Here is a 17,092-nt window from a genome sequence, read left to right as displayed (position 1 = left end):
CCCAGCCCCCGGTCCCTCCGGCCTTCCGGCCTTTCGAACCATCGGCTGCGCCGACGTGCGTCAGCGCCCACGCCCCTTGCCCCGCCTGCCCTGCTCGTCGCCGTACTCGTCGTCCTCGTGCGGTCCGAGCAGTTCGTCGGCCAGCGACGGCAGGTCGTCCAGCGGGGTCTCCTCGGCCCAGTCCGGCCGCGGCCGCCGCTTCGGCCTGCCGTCGGTGTCGAGCTGTGGCAGCTCCCGCGTACGGTCTTCGGTGCCGTCCGTAGCCGCACCCGACGGCTCCTTCCGGAAGAAGCCCGGCGGCACCCGGTCGGCAGGGTCCTCACCCCGCACGGGAGGCAGCACCGCGGTCTCGTCCGCGGCCCCGGGCACGACCGGCGGCAGTACGGCGGTCTCGTCGGCGGCACCCGACGGCTCCCCCGCCCCCGCACCGGCGGGCCCGACAGCCGGCAGCACGGCCGTCTCGTCCGCCGCGCGCGAAGCAGCACCCGGCTGCGGAAGTTCGGCGGTGACCTCGGCGTCGGACCCACCGGCGCCGGCACCGGCGTCCGGCCCCTCGGTCCCGGGCCGTACCGGCCGCAGTACGGCCGTGTCCTCCACGGGCCCGCCCGAAGCGTTCGTCGGCGTCACCACGGGCGTGGGCACGGTCGCCGCGTCCTGCGGCACCGCGGGCGTCGCCGGAGCCGCCGGCCGGGGGCCCGCCGCCGCTGCCGCCGCGGCCTGTTCAGCCGCCCGGCGTGCCTCCTCGGCCCGCAGCAGCGCCTCCTCGGCCTTGCGCTGCTTCTCCAGGCGGCGCTCCTCGGCCTCGGCGCGCAGCCGGGCCTCCTCCTCGGCCTGGTGCCGGCGCCGCTCCTCCTCCGCCTTGCGGCGGGCTTCCTCCTCGGCCCGCGCCTGCTCCTCGGCGAGAAGCCGGGCCCGCTCCTCCTCTGCGCGGCGGCGTGCTTCCTCGGCCCGCTGCCGGGCCTCCTCCGCCTGCCGCTCGGCCTCGCGCCGCTGCGCCTCCTCCAGCTCGCGCCGCTTGCGCTCCTCCTCCTCGGCGCGCAGCCGGGCGAGCTGCTCCTGGCGCTCCCGCTCCAGGCGCTCCTCCTCGGCCTTGCGGGCGGCCTCTTCCTCGGCCTTGCGGCGGGCCTCCTCCTCGGCCTTGCGGCGCGCTTCCTCCTGGGCCTTCACCTCGGCCTCGGACAGCGGCAGCAGCTGATCGAGCCGGTGCCGGATCACGGTGGTGACGGCCTCGGGTTCCTGCCCGGCGTCCACCACCAGGTACCGCCCGGGGTCGGCCGCGGCCAGCGTCAGGAAGCCGGAGCGCACGCGCGCGTGGAACTCGGCCGGCTCCGACTCGAGCCGGTCCGGAGCCTCCGTGAACCGCTCCCGCGCGGTCTCCGGCGAGACGTCCAGCAGGACCGTCAGATGCGGGACGAGCCCGTGGGTCGCCCAGCGGTTGATGCGGGCGATCTCGGTCGGGGACAGGTCGCGACCCGCCCCTTGGTAGGCCACCGAGGAGTCGATGTACCGGTCGGAGATCACGACCGCGCCGCGCTCCAGCGCCGGCCGCACCACGGTGTCCACGTGCTCGGCGCGGTCCGCCGCGTACAGCAGCGCCTCCGAGCGGTGCGAGAGCCCGGCGCTGGAGACGTCCAGCAGGATGGACCGCAGCCGCTTGCCCACCGGCGTCGCCCCGGGTTCACGGGTCAGCACGACCTCGTGGCCCTTGCCCCTGATCCACTCGGCGAGCGCCTCGGCCTGGGTGGACTTCCCGGCGCCGTCGCCGCCCTCCAGGGCGATGAAGAACCCGGAGGCGACGGGCGTCGGCTCCGGATCGTCGCCGCCGAGCAGCGCGTGGCGCAGGTCCTGCCGCAAGGGCACGCCGGAGCGGTCGTCGAGCTTGGCCAGCACCAGGGCCGCCACCGGCAGCAGCAGCGCGCCGACCAGCATCAGCGTGAACGCCGCGCCGCCGTGCGCGAACACGAACTTGCCGTTTTCCAGCCGGTGCGGCCCGATCAGAGCCGCGACCAGGGGCGCGATCAGCGCGCCCAGCGCCACGAAGACCCGCACCACGGCGTGCAGGTGCTCCGTCGTCCGGGGCCGCCGGAAGTCCTCGGCCTCCTGGTCGAGAAGCGCGTGCCCGGTGTTGGCGGCCACGCCCGCGCCGACACCGGCCAGCGCGACGATCAGCAGCACGGTGGAGACGTCCGGGACGAGCCCGGCGGCCAGCAGCGCGAGCCCGGTGAAGGCGATCGCCAGCGCCAGCATCCGGCGCCGCGACAGCGACACGAGCACCTTCGGTGCCGTGCGGACACCGACGGCGACACCGCCGGTGAGCAGGCACACCAGCAGCCCGTACGTCACCGGGCCGCCGCCCAGGTCCTTGGCGTGCAGCACGGACACCGCGACGGCGGCGGCCACCGCGCCGGCGACGGCCGCGCAGGCGAGCACCAGCAGCGGCATCGCGCCCGTACGGCCCTTGTCGGCGCCTTCTGTCGCCCGGGGGCGGCGCAGGCCCTCCAGCGGGGACCGCGCGCGGGGGGTGCGTGTGCCGGGCACCTCCAGGAAGGTCAGCACGGACAGCGACGCGGCGAACAGACCCGCCGCGACGTAGGAGACGAGGGCCGCCTGGTGCTGGGCGAACCAGTCGATGCCGGCGCCGAGGAGGTTGTTGAACAGCGCGGCGACGACCAGTGCGGCGCCCGCGAGGGGCACGGTGACGAACGTCGTCCGCAGCGACAGGCGGCGCAGCGCGTCCATGTGGTCGGGCAGCGGCCGGACCGTCGCGCCCTCCGGCGGCGGTCCGGGCAGCAGCGCGGGGGCGGCGCTCTCGCGGCACACCGTCCAGAAGCGCTCGGCGACACCGGTGACGAACACGGTCACCAGCAGCACGGTGAGCGCGTCGTCCGGCGTCCAGTCGATCCACAGCGGGGCGACGATCAGCAGCGCGAGCCGCAGACCGTCCGCGCCGACCATGGTCCAGCGGCGGTCGAGCGGGCCGTCCTGCGCGGTGAGGGAGGACAGCGGGCCGAGGAGCACGGCACCGAAGAGCAGGGTCGCGAGGATGCGCCCCCCGAAGACGGCCGCCACCGCGAGCGCCACGCCGCGGTACCCGCCGCCGAACGACCCCTCGGCGATCGCCGCCTGCAGGACGAGGAGGACCAGCACCAGGAGCGCGAGGACGTCGCCGATGCCGCTGACGAGCTGCGCGCTCCACAGCCGCTTCAGCTGTGGTCGGCGCAGCAGCGCGCGCACGGCACGCTCGCGGGAGTCCGCGACCAGGGCGTCGTCGGGGGCCGGGTGATGGGCCGTTGGCTGCTCGGCTCGCGTCATGCTTTCAGCCTATCGGGCCGCACCGACACTCCAGTGCGTCTGCCCGAACGTCCGCGCGCACCGGCACCGATGTGGTGCCGGGGTGCGGGATGCGTGAACGCGCGGTGGAGGCAACGCGGTTGCCGACGAGGACGCGGGAGCGGCCCGGTGCGCCGGCCTCCCGGCTCAGTCCTCCGACGTCACCTGAGAAGCCGTCGCCTTCTTGGCGGCAGTCTTCTTGGCGGCCGTCGTCTTCGCGCTCGTCGTCTTCGCGGCCGTCGCCTTCTTGGCCGTGGTGGTCTTCTTGGCGGCCGTCTTCTTGGCGGCCGTGGTCTTCTTCGCCGGTGCCTTCTTGGCGGCGGTCTTCTTCGCCGTCTTCTTGGCGGGCGCCTTGGCGCGCTTCTCGGCGAGCAGCTCGAAGCCGCGCTCCGGCGTGATCGTCTCGACGCTGTCGCCGGACCGCAGGGTCGCGTTGGTCTCGCCGTCGGTGACGTACGGACCGAAGCGCCCGTCCTTGACGACCACCGGCTTGCCGCTGACCGGGTCCTCGCCCAGCTCCTTCAGCGGCGGCTTGGCGGCCGCGCGGCCACGCTGCTTCGGCTGGGCGTAGATCGCCTGCGCCTCCTCCAGCGTGATCGTGAAGATCTGGTCCTCCGACTGGAGCGAGCGCGAGTCCGTCCCCTTCTTCAGGTACGGCCCGTAGCGCCCGTTCTGCGCGGTGATCTCGACGCCTTCCGCGTCCGTGCCGACGACACGCGGCAGCGACATCAGCCTGAGGGCGTCCTCCAGCGTCACCGTGTCCACCGACATCGTCTTGAACAGCGAAGCCGTGCGCGGCTTCACGGCGTTCTTGCCGGTCTTGGGCGTGCCTTCGGGAAGGATCTCGGTGACGTACGGCCCGTAGCGGCCGTCCTTGGCGACGATGGTGTGGCCGGTCGCCGGGTCCGTGCCCAGCTCGAAGTCGCCGCTCGGCTTGGCGAGCAGCTCTTCCGCGAGCTCGACGGTCAGCTCGTCCGGCGCCAGGTCGGCCGGGATGTCGGCGCGCTGGTGCTGCTCGGTGTCCTTCTCACCGCGCTCGATGTACGGGCCGTAGCGCCCGACGCGGAGCACGATGTCGTTGCCCACCGGGAACGACGACACCTCGCGCGCGTCGATGGCGCCCAGGTCGGTCACGAGCTCCTTGAGGCCGCCGAGGTGGTCCCCGTCGCCGTTGCCGGCGTCGGCGGCCACGCCCGCCACGGTGCCCTCACCGAAGTAGAACCGCTTCAGCCACGGCACCGCCTTCGCCTCACCGCGCGCGATGCGGTCGAGGTCGTCCTCCATCTTGGCGGTGAAGTCGTAGTCGACGAGCCGCCCGAAGTGCTTCTCCAGGAGGTTGACCACGGCGAAGCTCAGGAAGGACGGGACGAGCGCCGTCCCCTTCTTGAACACGTAGCCGCGGTCGAGGATCGTGCCGATGATCGAGGCGTACGTCGACGGGCGGCCGATCTCGCGTTCTTCGAGCTCCTTGACCAGCGACGCCTCGGTGTAGCGGGCCGGCGCCTTGGTCGCGTGCCCGTCGGCGGTGATCTCCTCGGCGGTCAGCGGGTCGCCCTCGCCGACCTGCGGCAGCCGGCGCTCGCGGTCGTCCAGCTCGGCGTTCGGGTCGTCGGCGCCCTCGACGTACGCCTTCAGGAAGCCGTGGAAGGTGATCGTCTTGCCGGACGCGCTGAACTCGACGTCCCGACCGTCGGCCGCGGTGCCGCCGATCTTGACGGTCACGCTGTTGCCGGTCGCGTCCTTCATCTGGGAGGCGACGGTCCGCTTCCAGATCAGCTCGTACAGCTTGAACTGGTCGCCGGTCAGCCCCGTCTCGGCGGGGGTGCGGAAACGATCACCCGACGGTCGGATCGCCTCGTGCGCCTCCTGCGCGTTCTTGACCTTCCCGGCGTACGTCCGCGGCCGGTCCGGCAGGTAGTCGGCGCCGTACAGCTGCGTGACCTGGGCGCGGGCGGCGGCGACCGCCGTGTCGCTCAGGGTCGTGGAGTCCGTACGCATGTAGGTGATGTAGCCGTTCTCGTACAGCTTCTGCGCCACCTGCATGGTGGCCTTCGCGCCGAAGCCGAGCTTGCGGCTGGCCTCCTGCTGGAGCGTCGTCGTACGGAACGGGGCGTACGGCGAGCGGCGGTACGGCTTGGACTCGACCGACCGGACGGAGAACCGGGTGTCCTCCAGGGCGGCGGCGAGGGCGCGGGCGTTCGCCTCGTCGAGGTGGAGGGTGTTCGCGCTCTTGAGTTGTCCCAGGGAGTCGAAGTCGCGGCCCTGCGCGACGCGCCTGCCGTCGACGGTCTGCAGGCGGGCGACCAGCGACGACGGGTCCGAGGGGTCCCCCGCGCGGCCGGTCGCGAAGGTGCCCGTCAGGTCCCAGTACTCAGCCGAACGAAAGGCGATGCGCTCGCGTTCCCGCTCGACCACGAGGCGCGTGGCGACCGACTGGACGCGGCCCGCCGACAGCCGCGGCATGACCTTCTTCCACAGCACCGGCGAGACCTCGTAGCCGTAGAGGCGGTCGAGGATGCGGCGGGTCTCCTGGGCGTCGACGAGCTTCTGGTTGAGCTGGCGCGGGTTGGCGACGGCGGCCTGGATCGCGGCCTTGGTGATCTCGTGGAAGACCATCCGCTTGACCGGGACCTTGGGCTTGAGCACTTCCTGCAGGTGCCAGGCAATGGCCTCGCCCTCGCGGTCCTCATCGGTGGCGAGGTAGAGCTCGTCGGAGTCCTTCAACAGGTCCTTGAGCTTCTTGACCTGGGCCTTCTTATCGGCGTTGACCACGTAGATCGGCTGGAAGTCATGGTCGACGTCCACACCGAGGCGGCGGACTTCGCCGGTGTACTTCTCCGGCACCTCCGCCGCGCCGTTGGGGAGGTCGCGGATGTGCCCGACGCTCGCTTCGACGACGTAGCCGGGGCCGAGGTAGCCCTTGATCGTCTTCGCCTTGGCAGGCGACTCGACGATGACGAGTCGGCGGCCGCCCTGTGCGGTCTCGCTGGTCGGGGACAACTTCGCTCTTCTCTCCGGTCGACGCTGGGGCCTCCCCAGGCCTTGCTCCCGGGGTCACGGCACCTTCGATGGCTCACTCGCTGGTGACGCTGCGGAGTGTGACGGTACATCCCGCCCCCGTGTCAAACGGGAAAAGCCCGCAACGGCCACTCGAACGGTAACCCGACTACCGCCATTCCTGCCGCCCGGCGTGTCCACCGACCCGAGCGGGTCGATCCGGAGCGTGTCCTACCGATTACCCCCAGGTGGAACGCGTCCTCGGTCGTCAGACCTGGGTGAGGCACCACGCCCCGAGGGTCAGCGCGATCACCGCGGCGATGCCCGCGAGGGTCGCCGATGCGACCGGGTTCACACCGACGGCGACCGGCTCACGACGGCGCACCCGGGTCACCGTCCACACCAGCAGGGCGCCTCCGAACAGGGCGAACACCACTCCCGCGAAGATTGCCGGTCCGCTCTCCATGGCTTCGCGTGCCCCTTTTCCCGATCGGCGGGTGTCCACTCCCCGGGAGGTTGACACGCACGGGCTGCCTCCAGGCGAACCTGACGTGAACGCGAGGCCGACAAGGCTGTGCGTCTGCTTTCGGCCATGGTCGAATGCGACCCTGTCGGAGATCTTCGAAAATTTTTTCAGCCACTTCCCGAGGACCGTCCTCAGAGCACGGTCCGGTGTCTTCCGGCCATGATCGACGCCCTGGGGATGATCGACGCCCTCGGGCCGCGCGGGCGCGCAGGGCGGCTGCGGGTGCCCCTTGCCAGTCCTGTTTCCTCAAGTCCCACGACCCCCAGGCGCCCCTGGGCTCACTTCGCCGGCTCGAGGAACCCCTGCTCCACCAGTAGCCGGATCTGCGCCGGAGTCCGGTCCCGCAGCAGCACCGGGTCCTCGCCGACCAGTTGCGCGATGGCGTCCAGAATCCGCCCCGCGGTCAACGACCCGTCGCACACGCCCGCGAATCCCGCGCCCACCGTGTCCACCTTGGTGGCCCGCCGCATTCCCCGGTTCTGGCGCAGCACGACGTGCTCGGGATCCTCGGCCCCGGGCAGCCCGACCTGCTCCTGCACCACCTCGACGGCCAGCCGGAAGCGCTCCTCCAGCAGTGCCGCGTCGTCCCGCGACCGCAGATAGTCCAGCCGCTCGAAGTGCGCCCGGACCGTCTCACCGAGCGGCTGTTCGACCGGATGTGGCCACTCCTCCACGGTGATCGAGGGCACCGCGGCGCCCCGCTTGCGCAGGGTGATCCAGCCGAACCCGACCGCCCGCACCTTGCGCGCCTCGAACTCGTCCAGCCAGGCGTCGTACCGCGCCTGGTACTCGGCCACGTCCCCCCGATGGTCGCCCGCGTCGCGCAGCCACAGTTCGGCGTACTGCGTGATGTCCTGCGCCTCGCGCTGCACGATCCACGCGTCGCAGCCGTGCGGCACCCAGGACCGCAACCGCTCCTGCCAGTCCTCCCCCTCGACGTGCTGCCAGTTGGCGAGGAACTGCGCGAACCCGCCCTCGTTCAGCCGCTCACCCGCCCGTTGAACGAGCGTTCGGCACAGATCGTCCCCGCCCATGCCGCCGTCGCGGTAGGTCAGCCGGGCGTCGGGAGAGATCACGAAGGGCGGGTTCGACACGATCAGGTCGAACTTCTCGTCGGCCGTGAGCGGCTCGAAGAGCGAGCCCTCACGCAGGTCCGCGGCCGGCGCGCCGGACAGCGCCAGGGTGAGCGCGGCGATGTGCAGCGCGCGCGGGTTGACGTCGGTCGCCGTCACGCGCGTGGTGTGCTGCGCGGCGTGCAGCGCCTGGATGCCGGAGCCGGTGCCCAGATCGAGGGCCGAGGAGACGGGCGTACGGACCGTGATCCCGGCGAGCGTCGTCGACGCGCCGCCGACGCCCAGCACCACGCCTTCCTCCCGGCGCCCGATGCCTCCGGCACCGCCGACGGCGCAGCCCAGGTCGGACACGATGAACCAGTCCTCGCCGTCCAGCCCGCCGTACGGCCGTACGTCCACGGTCGCCGCGACCTCGTCGCCGCCGGCGCGCCTGAGCCACCCGCCCTCCAGGCACTCGGCGAGGGGCAGGACGCCCTCCACGCGCACGTGCGGCACGGGCTGCTGCAACAGGAACAGCCGTACGAGCATCTCCAGCGGGGTGTCACCGCGCGTCGCCCGGAGGGCGGGGACGATCTCGCTGCGCGCGAGCGCCGCGTAGGCGGGGGCGCCGAGCAGTTCGAGCAGTCCGTCGGCGGTGAACGAGGCACCGAGGAGGGCGTCCCGCAGCCGCGCGGTGACATCGGGACGATCAGTGGCGGGCAGGGCGGAGAGGCTGGCGTGGCTCACGCCCCCATTGTGACCGGGCGCCACGGTCGCCGCGAACGTCAGCCCTGGGTGGCCGACGGCGCGGACGTCGCGCTCTTGCACGTCTCCTGCCGGGCCATCGCCTGGCCGACCTCGCCCTCCTCCAGGGTGGTCAGCGCGTCGTTGCCGCTCTGGCTGAGCTTGTCCAGCTCGGTGGCGATCTCCTTGAGCCCGTCGGCGAACTTGGCCTGGTCCTTGGTGTCCAGGGCGTCGACCTGCTTCTTCAGCGAGGCGTAGGACGAGGAGATGCCGTTGAGTTCCTTGACCGCGTCCTGCTGCTTCTTCGCGCCGTTCTCGACGTCGGGCGCCCCGGCCTTGTTCACGGCGGCGCCGATCGCCTTGTAGGCGTCGGACATGTCCTGGAAGGCCTGCGCGTCGGTCTTCTGGACCTCTTCCGGCGTGCTGTTGTCCGAGGTCTCCTTCTGGATCGCGGAGTTGGCGGCCGCGATCTTCTTGGCCTGCGGCTGTACGGCGTCGCAGACCTGCTTGGCCCAGGCGTCCAGCTTCTCGTTGCTGTCGTCGCCGGCACATCCCGACAGCGCCAGTACCAGTACCGCACCGCCGGACAGTGCGGCCGCGAGCTTCTTGTTCACCGGTTTGGTCCCTTCCATGGCTCTCGGCCCCGGAACATACACGCCATGCGAACAACAAACGCACGACTAAGGTCCGATATTCACCTTATTGCAGTCATTTGCACCAGGAGAGAGAAGGCTCACGGCACGGGCGTGAACACGACGGAGCGGGCGGGTGACGCGTCAATGCGCGCCTCCCGCCCGCCCTTTGGATCGAGCCGGGTGCGACGAGCTACGAAACCACCGCCGACTCCGCCGACTTGGCGGTCGGCTCCGCTTCGTCGTCTCCCATGGCGATGCCGCGCCGCTTGGAGACGTACACCGCCCCGACGATCACGACCAGGGAGAGGACGGCGATCAGGATCCGTACGCCGAGACTCGCGTCGTCGCCGTAGCTGAACTTGATCACCGCGGGCGCGATGAGCAGCGCGACCAGGTTCATCACCTTCAGCAACGGGTTGATCGCCGGGCCGGCGGTGTCCTTGAAGGGGTCGCCGACCGTGTCGCCGATCACCGTCGCGGAGTGCGCCTCGCTGCCCTTGCCGCCGTGGTGGCCGTCCTCGACGAGCTTCTTGGCGTTGTCCCAGGCGCCACCGGAGTTGGCGAGGAACACCGCCATCAGCGTGCCTGCCCCGATCGCGCCCGCCAGATAGGCGCCGAGCGCGCCGACTCCGAGCGTGAAACCGATGAAGATCGGCGCCATGACCGCGAGCAGACCCGGTGTGGCCAGCTCCCGCAGCGCGTCCCGTGTACAGATGTCGACGACTTTTCCGTACTCCGGTTTCTCGGTGTAGTCCATGATCCCGGGCCGCTCCCGGAACTGCCGCCGCACCTCGAACACGACCGAACCCGCCGACCGCGAGACCGCGTTGATCGCCAGTCCGGAGAAGAGGAAGACGACCGCCGCGCCCGCGATGAGTCCGACGAGGTTGTTGGGCTGGGAGATGTCCATCGCCAGCGTCATCGGCGAGCCCTCACCGCTGAGTTTCTCGCCGACGTCCCGCGCGCCGGTGGTGATCGCGTCGCGGTACGACCCGAAGAGCGCCGAGGCCGCGAGGACGGCGGTGGCGATGGCGATGCCCTTGGTGATGGCCTTGGTGGTGTTGCCGACCGCGTCCAGGTTGGTGAGCACCTGCGCGCCCGCGCCCTCGACGTCACCGGACATCTCGGCGATGCCCTGCGCGTTGTCGGAGACCGGCCCGAAGGTGTCCATGGCGACGATCACCCCGACCGTGGTGAGCAGACCGGTACCGGCCAGCGCGACCGCGAACAGCGCCAGCATGATCGACGTACCGCCGAGCAGGAAGGCCCCGTAGACGCCGAGGCCGATCAGCAGGGCGGTGTAGACGGCCGACTCCAGGCCGACGGAGATGCCGGCGAGGACGACGGTGGCCGGGCCCGTCAGCGAGGTCTTGCCGATGTCCCTCACCGGGCGCCGGTTGGTCTCGGTGAAGTAGCCGGTGAGCTGCTGGATCACGGCGGCGAGCAGGATGCCGATGGCCACCGCGACGAGCGCGAGGATCCGCGGGTCGCCGTCCTTGGCCAGGATCGCGTCATCGGTGACGCCGTCGAGCTCGGCGTACGACGACGGCAGGTAGACGAAGGCGGCCACGGCCACCAGCGCGAGCGAGATCACCGCGGAGATGAAGAAGCCGCGGTTGATCGCGCTCATCCCGCTGCGGTCGGCGCGCCGCGGGGCCACGGCGAAGATGCCGATCATCGCGGTGACCACACCGATCGCGGGCACCAGCAGCGGGAACGCCAGACCCGAGTCGCCGAAGGCCGCCGTGCCCAGGATCAGCGCGGCGACCAGCGTCACGGCGTACGACTCGAACAGGTCGGCCGCCATGCCCGCGCAGTCGCCGACGTTGTCGCCCACGTTGTCGGCGATCGTCGCGGCATTGCGCGGGTCGTCCTCCGGAATGCCCTGCTCGACCTTGCCGACCAGGTCGGCGCCGACGTCGGCGGCCTTGGTGAAGATGCCGCCGCCCACCCTCATGAACATGGCGATGAGGGCCGCCCCGAGGCCGAAGCCCTCCAGCACCTTCGGCGCGTCGGCCGTGTAGACCAGCACCACGCAGGAGGCGCCCAGCAGACCGAGGCCCACCGTGAACATTCCGACGACGCCGCCCGTACGGAAAGCGATCTTCATGGCTTTGTGCGACACGAGGGTGAGATCCTTTTCCGGCTCACCCTCCGCCGGAGTCGCTTCCCGGGCGGCCGCGGCTACCCGCACATTGCTGCGCACGGCGAGCCACATGCCGATATAGCCGGTGGCCGCCGAGAACGCCGCGCCGATCAAGAAGAACACCGATCGTCCGGCGCGCTGATTCCAGTCGTCCGCGGGCAGCAGCATGAGCAGGAAGAACACGACGACGGCGAATACGCCGAGCGTGCGCAACTGCCGGGCCAGGTAGGCGTTGGCGCCTTCCTGGACGGCCGCCGCGATCTTCTTCATGCTGTCGGTGCCCTCGCCTGCCGCGAGCACTTGGCGCAGCAGCACGCCGGCGACCACGAGAGCGGCCAGGGCGACGGCCGCGATGACCATCACCATGACACGGTTGCCGTCGGTCAGCACTGCGGCTGCGAAGGTTGTGGAGTGGTCCAGATGGTCCAACCGATGAGGGGTAGAAAGCCCCGCCATTCGTCCTCCTTGACGCTTGGGCTGAGCTCAAGATGTGGACGGATTGTAGGGAGCCGGTCCTGATCTAAACAGGGCGCGGCAAGCGGAATTCGTCGTCCCTTGCTTCACCGCAAATGATCGCAGGAAGCCACCGAACCCGAAAGTGGTAATGCCCTCGACGCGTGGCAGCTTGATCGAAATACGGGGCCGCTCATCAGCCAATTGATCCACCACTGATCGTGAATTACTTCACGAAACCGGGCCCGCTCCGGGCGAAAAACAACGAGGGCCCTGCTCAGCAGGGCCCTCGGGAAGGATTACTCCAGTGGGGTGACGGCGTCAGGGGAGCACCCCGGTCGGCGGCGGCGTGGTCGGCCAGGTCATACGGATCAGCCCGCCGTGCTCCCCGGCGGTGACCTCGACGTCGTCGACCAGGCCGCTGATGACCGCGAGGCCCATCTCGTCCTCCTCGGCCTCCGCGTCGGGGTCGTCGGCGGCGGCGCCGGACGTCCGGACCCCGGTCGGAGCGTGCCGCGCCTCGTCGCCGACCTCGATGGAGAACAGCTTCTCCTCCTCGATCAGCGACACCTTCACCGGCGCCGTGATGCCGCTGACCTGGTGCAGTCCGACCGCACGGGAGCAGGCCTCGCCGACGGCGAGCCGGACCTCGTCGAGGACGGCCTCGTCCACTCCGGCCCTGCGTGCCACCGCGGCCGCCACCAGTCGGGCGGTCCTGACGTGCTCGGGCAGCGCGCTGAAGCGGAGTTCGACGGTGGCCATGCATCCCCCTCGGAGCTACGGGCGTGCTCGGGGGCCGGGCCGCCGAAAGCCCAGCCCCCGTCTTCACATCTGCCGACCCGGGCTCACGGCCCGGGTCGGTGATCAGTCGGTGGCCGCTACCGCTTCCTCGACCGAGGTGTGAATCGGGAACACCTTGGTGAGGCCGGTGATGCGGAAGATCTTCAGAATGTGCTCCTGGTTGCAGACCAGGCGCAGGGAGCCCTCATGGGCACGCACCCGCTTCAGGCCACCGACCAGCACGCCGAGCCCGGTGGAGTCGAGGAAGTCCACGCCCTCCATGTCGACGACGAGGTGGAAACTGCCGTCGTTCACCAGCTCGACCAGCTGCTCGCGCAGCTTGGGCGCGGTATATACGTCGATTTCGCCACCGACCCTGACGATCGTGCGATCGCCGATGGTCTCGGTCGACAGGGACAGGTCCACGGATCCTCCAGCACCTTGCTATCGAGCGGTCGTCCTCAGGACATCTCGGCAGATCCCCCAGGACGGTTCGCCAGCCGCGATGGCATTCAATCACTTACCGGCAGGCGTGCACGACGCCTTGGACCCATTGTCCGTCACGCCGGTGACACACTCGGTGCCGATGGCCAAGAATCACCGATCCGATCGACACCCGACGGACACCGCATCCCGCCCCACGCCGGGCACGGTCCTGGACCGGCTCGCCTCGGGACCGAACAGGGCTTCGCGCATCACTCATACGGAGCACTTGCCCCCGCGCGCGGGTCGGCATGCAGTCTGGCCGGACCGGATCCGATCCGAGGTGCTCGCCGCGGTGCGCGCCGCGGGCATCGAACACCCGTGGGCCCACCAGGCGCGGGCCGCCGAGCACGCGCTGAACGGCGAATCAGTGGTCGTCGCCACCGGCACGGCGTCCGGCAAGTCCCTGGCGTACCTGGTCCCGGTCTTCTCGACGCTCCTGGACGGCTCCGAGGCCCCGAACGGCCGCGGTGCCACCGCCCTCTACCTCGCCCCCACCAAGGCCCTCGCGGCGGACCAGTGCCGAGCCGTGAAGGACCTTTCGCGTCCTCTGGGCCAGGCGGTACGCCCGGCCGTGTACGACGGCGACACCCCGTTCGAGGAACGCGAGTGGATCCGCCAGTACGCGACCTACGTCCTGACCAACCCCGACATGCTGCACCGGGGCATATTGCCCTCCCATCCCCGCTGGGCCTCCTTCCTGAAGGCGCTGAAGTACGTCGTCATCGACGAGTGCCACACCTACCGCGGCGTCTTCGGCTCGCACGTCGCCCAGGTGCTGCGCCGCCTGCGCCGCCTGTGCGCCCGCTACGGCTCCTCGCCGGTCTTCCTGCTCGCCTCCGCGACCGCCGCCGAACCGGCCGTGGCCGCCCGCCGCCTCACCGGCCTCCCGGTCGTGGAGGTCGCCGACGACGCCTCCCCGCGCGGGGAGCTGGTCTTCGCCCTGTGGGAGCCCCCGCTCACCGAGCTCCAGGGCGAGAAGGGCGCCCCCGTCCGCCGTACCGCCACGGCCGAGACCGCCGACCTGCTCACCGACCTCACGCTCCAGGGCGTCCGTACGGTCGCCTTCGTACGCTCCCGGCGCGGCGCCGAGCTGATCTCCGTGATCGCCCAGGAGCGGCTCATGGAGATCGACCGCTCCCTGTCCCGGCGTGTCGCGGCCTACCGGGGCGGCTACCTCCCCGAGGAGCGCCGCGCCCTGGAACGCGCCCTGCACTCCGGCGAACTGCTCGCCCTGGCCGCCACCACCGCGCTGGAGCTGGGCGTCGACGTCTCCGGCCTGGACGCGGTCGTGATCGCCGGCTACCCGGGCACGCGCGCCTCCCTCTGGCAGCAGGCGGGCCGGGCGGGCCGCTCCGGGCAGGGCGCGCTGGCCGTCCTGGTGGCCCGCGACGACCCGCTGGACACCTTCCTCGTCCACCATCCGGAGGCCCTGTTCGACCGGCCGGTGGAATCGACCGTCCTCGACCCCGACAACCCGTACGTCCTCGCGCCCCACCTGTGCGCGGCGGCCGAGGAGCTTCCCCTGGTCGAGGACGACCTGGAGCTGTTCGGCCCCGCCTGCGCGGAGCTGCTGCCGCAGCTGGAGGCCGCGAAACTGCTGCGCCGCCGGACGAAGGCCTGGCACTGGACGCGCCGGGAGCGGGCCGCCGATCTGGCCGACATCCGGGGCGAGGGCGGCCGGCCCGTCCAGATCGTCGAAGCGGGCACCGGCCGTCTGCTGGGCACGGTCGACGCGGGCGCCGCGCACACGACCGTCCACGAGGGCGCCGTCCACCTCCACCAGGGCCGCACCTACCTCGTGCGCTCCCTCGACCTGGACGACTCGGTCGCCCTGGTCGAGGAGGCGAGCCCGCCGTACTCCACGGTGGCCCGCGACACCACGACGATCTCCGTCCTGGAGACGGACGTCGAGGTGCCATGGGGCCAGGGCCGCCTCTGCTACGGCTCGGTCGAGGTCACCAACCAGGTCGTCTCCTTCCTCCGCCGCCGCCTCATCACCGGCGAGGTGCTGGGCGAGACCAAACTCGACCTCCCTCCGCGCACCCTGCGCACGCGCGCCGTGTGGTGGACGGTCACCGAGGACCAGCTGGACGAGGCCCGCATCGGCCCCGAGATCCTCGGTGGCGCCCTGCACGCCGCCGAGCACGCGTCGATCGGCATGCTGCCCCTCTTCGCGACCTGCGACCGCTGGGACATCGGCGGCGTGTCGATCCCTCTGCACCCCGACACGCTCCTGCCGACGGTCTTCGTCTACGACGGCCACCCGGGCGGCGCGGGCTTCGCGGAACGCGCCTTCCACACTGCCCAGGCCTGGCTCACCGCCACCCGCGAGGCCATCGCGTCCTGCGAGTGCGACAGCGGCTGCCCGTCCTGCATCCAGTCCCCCAAGTGCGGCAACGGCAACGATCCGCTGCACAAGCGGGGTGCCGTGCGACTCCTGACGGTGCTGCTGCGGGGCGCGGCGGAGGGGCGGCCGACGGGGCGGGAGGAGCCGGAGGGGGCGGTAGGGACGCCGCCGACGCTGGAGGAGACGCAGCCGGAGGAGCCTGTGGAGCAGGAGGGGTCAATGGAGGAGCAGGGGCCATTGCCGGAGAGGTCAGTGGAACCGGAGGGGCCGGAAGGGACGCCGACGGGGCGGTAGGTGCCGGAAGGGACGCCGACAGAGCCGAAGGCGTCGACCGCCGGCCTCAGCAGTAGTCGGAGAAGCCTCGGAACAGTCCAGGGCCGAAGGGCAGCGGGGAGGGGCCTTAAGGGACAGCGCGAAGCCGTAAAGGGCGGCCGGCGGAACCTCAAGGACAGCCCGGGGCCCATGGGGGAGCCCGAAGGTCTCAGGGCCGGCCCGAGGGCAACTCGGCACCCGGAGGCCCCCAGGGCCGACCCGTTGGGCTACGGGACAACCGAAGAACCCTCGCCCGGGGTCGGCGTCACCGCCTCCGGAGGACCCGCCCGGGCCCTGACCTCCACGGTGAACGGCCCTGTTCCCGACGCCGCTGTCACGTCCGCGATCTCGCCCACCACCACGCACCGCACCAGCCGCGTGCCCTGCGCCCCCGCCGCCCCTGCCGCCCGGGCGCATGCCGCCTCGGTGCCCTCCGCCCAGTGGTCCGCCGCAGCGAGCGCCGCGAGATCCGCGCCGCCGGCCGCGCGGTGCCGGGTCACCGCGGCCTGCCCCAGCGCGAGGATCACCCCGAACACGACACACAGGACGGCGATCGCACCGACACTCCAGACGGTGGCGGACCCCCGGTCCCCGTCACCTCCTCTCACTTGCCACCTCCACCGTCGTCCCCTGGGCCACCGGCCCCCGCCCGGCCACCGGCCCCCGCCCGGCCGCCGTCCCCTCCGCCACGGCCTCCTCCTCCGCCGCCGCGACGGCTTCCTCCGCCACGGCCTCCTCGGCCACCGCGAAGGCTTCCTCCCGCAGCTCGTACGACAGCCGGCCCAGCACCGGTGCCCTGGCCACGACCACGACCCGGACCCGGTCGCCCTCCCGGCTGATCGTGACCTTCGCCCCGCGTGGCGCCGCCTCGCGGGTCACCTCGACGACCGCGTCGTGCGGGTCCTGCCGGGCCGCCGCGCGGGCGCCCGTCCGGGCCGCGTCCACGCACTGGATCTGCGCGGCCACCACGAGCAGCGCCCAGACCAGCCCCATCGCGAACATCACCAGCACGGGCAGGACCAGCGCCGCCTCCGCCGTCACGAAGCCCCGGTCCGCGCCCCGCCCCCGCCACTCACATCCGCGCATTGAGGGCGTCCTTGACGATGTTCTGCAGTTCCGCACTGACCTGCCCGCTCGTCACGACCTTGTAGAGCAGCACCGCGAAGGCCGCCGCCGCGACGATCCCCACCGCGTACTCGGAGGTGACCATCCCCGCATCCTTCCGGGTGCCCCGCATCCGCCACACCAGAGCACGCACGCGTGCCCGCACCGCCTTGCTCATCT

The 17,092-nt window shown here is 71.7% G+C and carries 11 protein-coding genes and 1 pseudogene; 1 reads left to right on the top strand and 11 read right to left on the bottom strand.

Annotated elements, in window-relative coordinates:
- Positions 1-60 precede the first annotated feature (60 nt).
- From tmk to bldG, 8 genes are all read right to left on the bottom strand, one after another.
- Positions 61-3,312, bottom strand: coding sequence for a dTMP kinase (tmk, locus tag IPT68_RS20050; RefSeq protein WP_189695719.1), 3,252 nt, complete (start codon positions 3,310-3,312; stop codon positions 61-63).
- A 165-nt stretch (positions 3,313-3,477) separates the two neighbouring features.
- Positions 3,478-6,330 (bottom strand): type I DNA topoisomerase, encoded by a 2,853-nt coding sequence (gene topA / locus IPT68_RS20045; protein WP_189695720.1) that lies wholly within the window; start codon positions 6,328-6,330, stop codon positions 3,478-3,480.
- Positions 6,331-6,595: 265 nt separating this feature from the next.
- Entirely contained in the window at positions 6,596-6,793 is a 198-nt protein-coding gene (locus IPT68_RS20040) for a hypothetical protein (RefSeq protein WP_189695721.1), read from the bottom strand.
- Positions 6,794-7,131: 338 nt separating this feature from the next.
- Entirely contained in the window at positions 7,132-8,652 is a 1,521-nt protein-coding gene (locus IPT68_RS20035) for a DUF7059 domain-containing protein (protein WP_189695722.1), read from the bottom strand.
- A gap of 38 nt (positions 8,653-8,690) precedes the next feature.
- Complete coding sequence (locus IPT68_RS20030; protein WP_189695723.1) at positions 8,691-9,281, bottom strand: small secreted protein; 591 nt, start codon at positions 9,279-9,281, stop codon at positions 8,691-8,693.
- A 193-nt stretch (positions 9,282-9,474) separates the two neighbouring features.
- Positions 9,475-11,886, bottom strand: a complete 2,412-nt coding sequence (locus IPT68_RS20025; RefSeq protein ID WP_189695724.1) for a sodium-translocating pyrophosphatase — start codon at positions 11,884-11,886, stop codon at positions 9,475-9,477.
- 318 nt (positions 11,887-12,204) lie between these two features.
- Entirely contained in the window at positions 12,205-12,645 is a 441-nt protein-coding gene (locus IPT68_RS20020) for an ATP-binding protein (protein ID WP_189695725.1), read from the bottom strand.
- Positions 12,646-12,747: 102 nt separating this feature from the next.
- The gene (gene bldG / locus IPT68_RS20015; protein ID WP_189695726.1) at positions 12,748-13,089 is read right to left on the bottom strand and encodes an anti-sigma factor antagonist BldG; all 342 of its coding nucleotides are present in this window, start codon (positions 13,087-13,089) and stop codon (positions 12,748-12,750) included.
- 79 nt (positions 13,090-13,168) lie between these two features.
- On the opposite strand from bldG, the gene IPT68_RS20010 reads away from it, so the two are divergent.
- Positions 13,169-15,790 (top strand): DEAD/DEAH box helicase, encoded by a 2,622-nt coding sequence (locus IPT68_RS20010; protein WP_228039779.1) that lies wholly within the window; start codon positions 13,169-13,171, stop codon positions 15,788-15,790.
- A 245-nt stretch (positions 15,791-16,035) separates the two neighbouring features.
- Here the strand turns inward: IPT68_RS20010 and IPT68_RS20005 are convergent, their stop codons facing one another.
- From IPT68_RS20005 to IPT68_RS19995, 3 genes and pseudogenes are all read right to left on the bottom strand, one after another.
- Positions 16,036-16,416, bottom strand: coding sequence for an Rv3654c family TadE-like protein (locus IPT68_RS20005; protein WP_189695727.1), 381 nt, complete (start codon positions 16,414-16,416; stop codon positions 16,036-16,038).
- Positions 16,417-16,528: 112 nt separating this feature from the next.
- Positions 16,529-16,894, bottom strand: a pseudogene (locus IPT68_RS20000) (TadE family type IV pilus minor pilin); the annotation flags it as partial.
- Positions 16,881-17,090 carry a DUF4244 domain-containing protein gene (locus IPT68_RS19995; RefSeq protein WP_189695729.1) on the bottom strand — a complete coding sequence of 70 codons (210 nt, stop codon included), beginning with the start codon at positions 17,088-17,090 and terminating at the stop codon, positions 16,881-16,883. The pseudogene IPT68_RS20000 and the gene IPT68_RS19995, both read right to left, overlap by 14 nt.
- Positions 17,091-17,092 lie beyond the last annotated feature (2 nt).

Origin of the sequence: Streptomyces chromofuscus (genome assembly GCF_015160875.1) — a bacterium.
Classification (GTDB): domain Bacteria; phylum Actinomycetota; class Actinomycetes; order Streptomycetales; family Streptomycetaceae; genus Streptomyces; species Streptomyces chromofuscus.
Note: the sequence above shows the minus strand (reverse complement) of the source record. Positions and strands in the feature narration are given on the sequence as shown.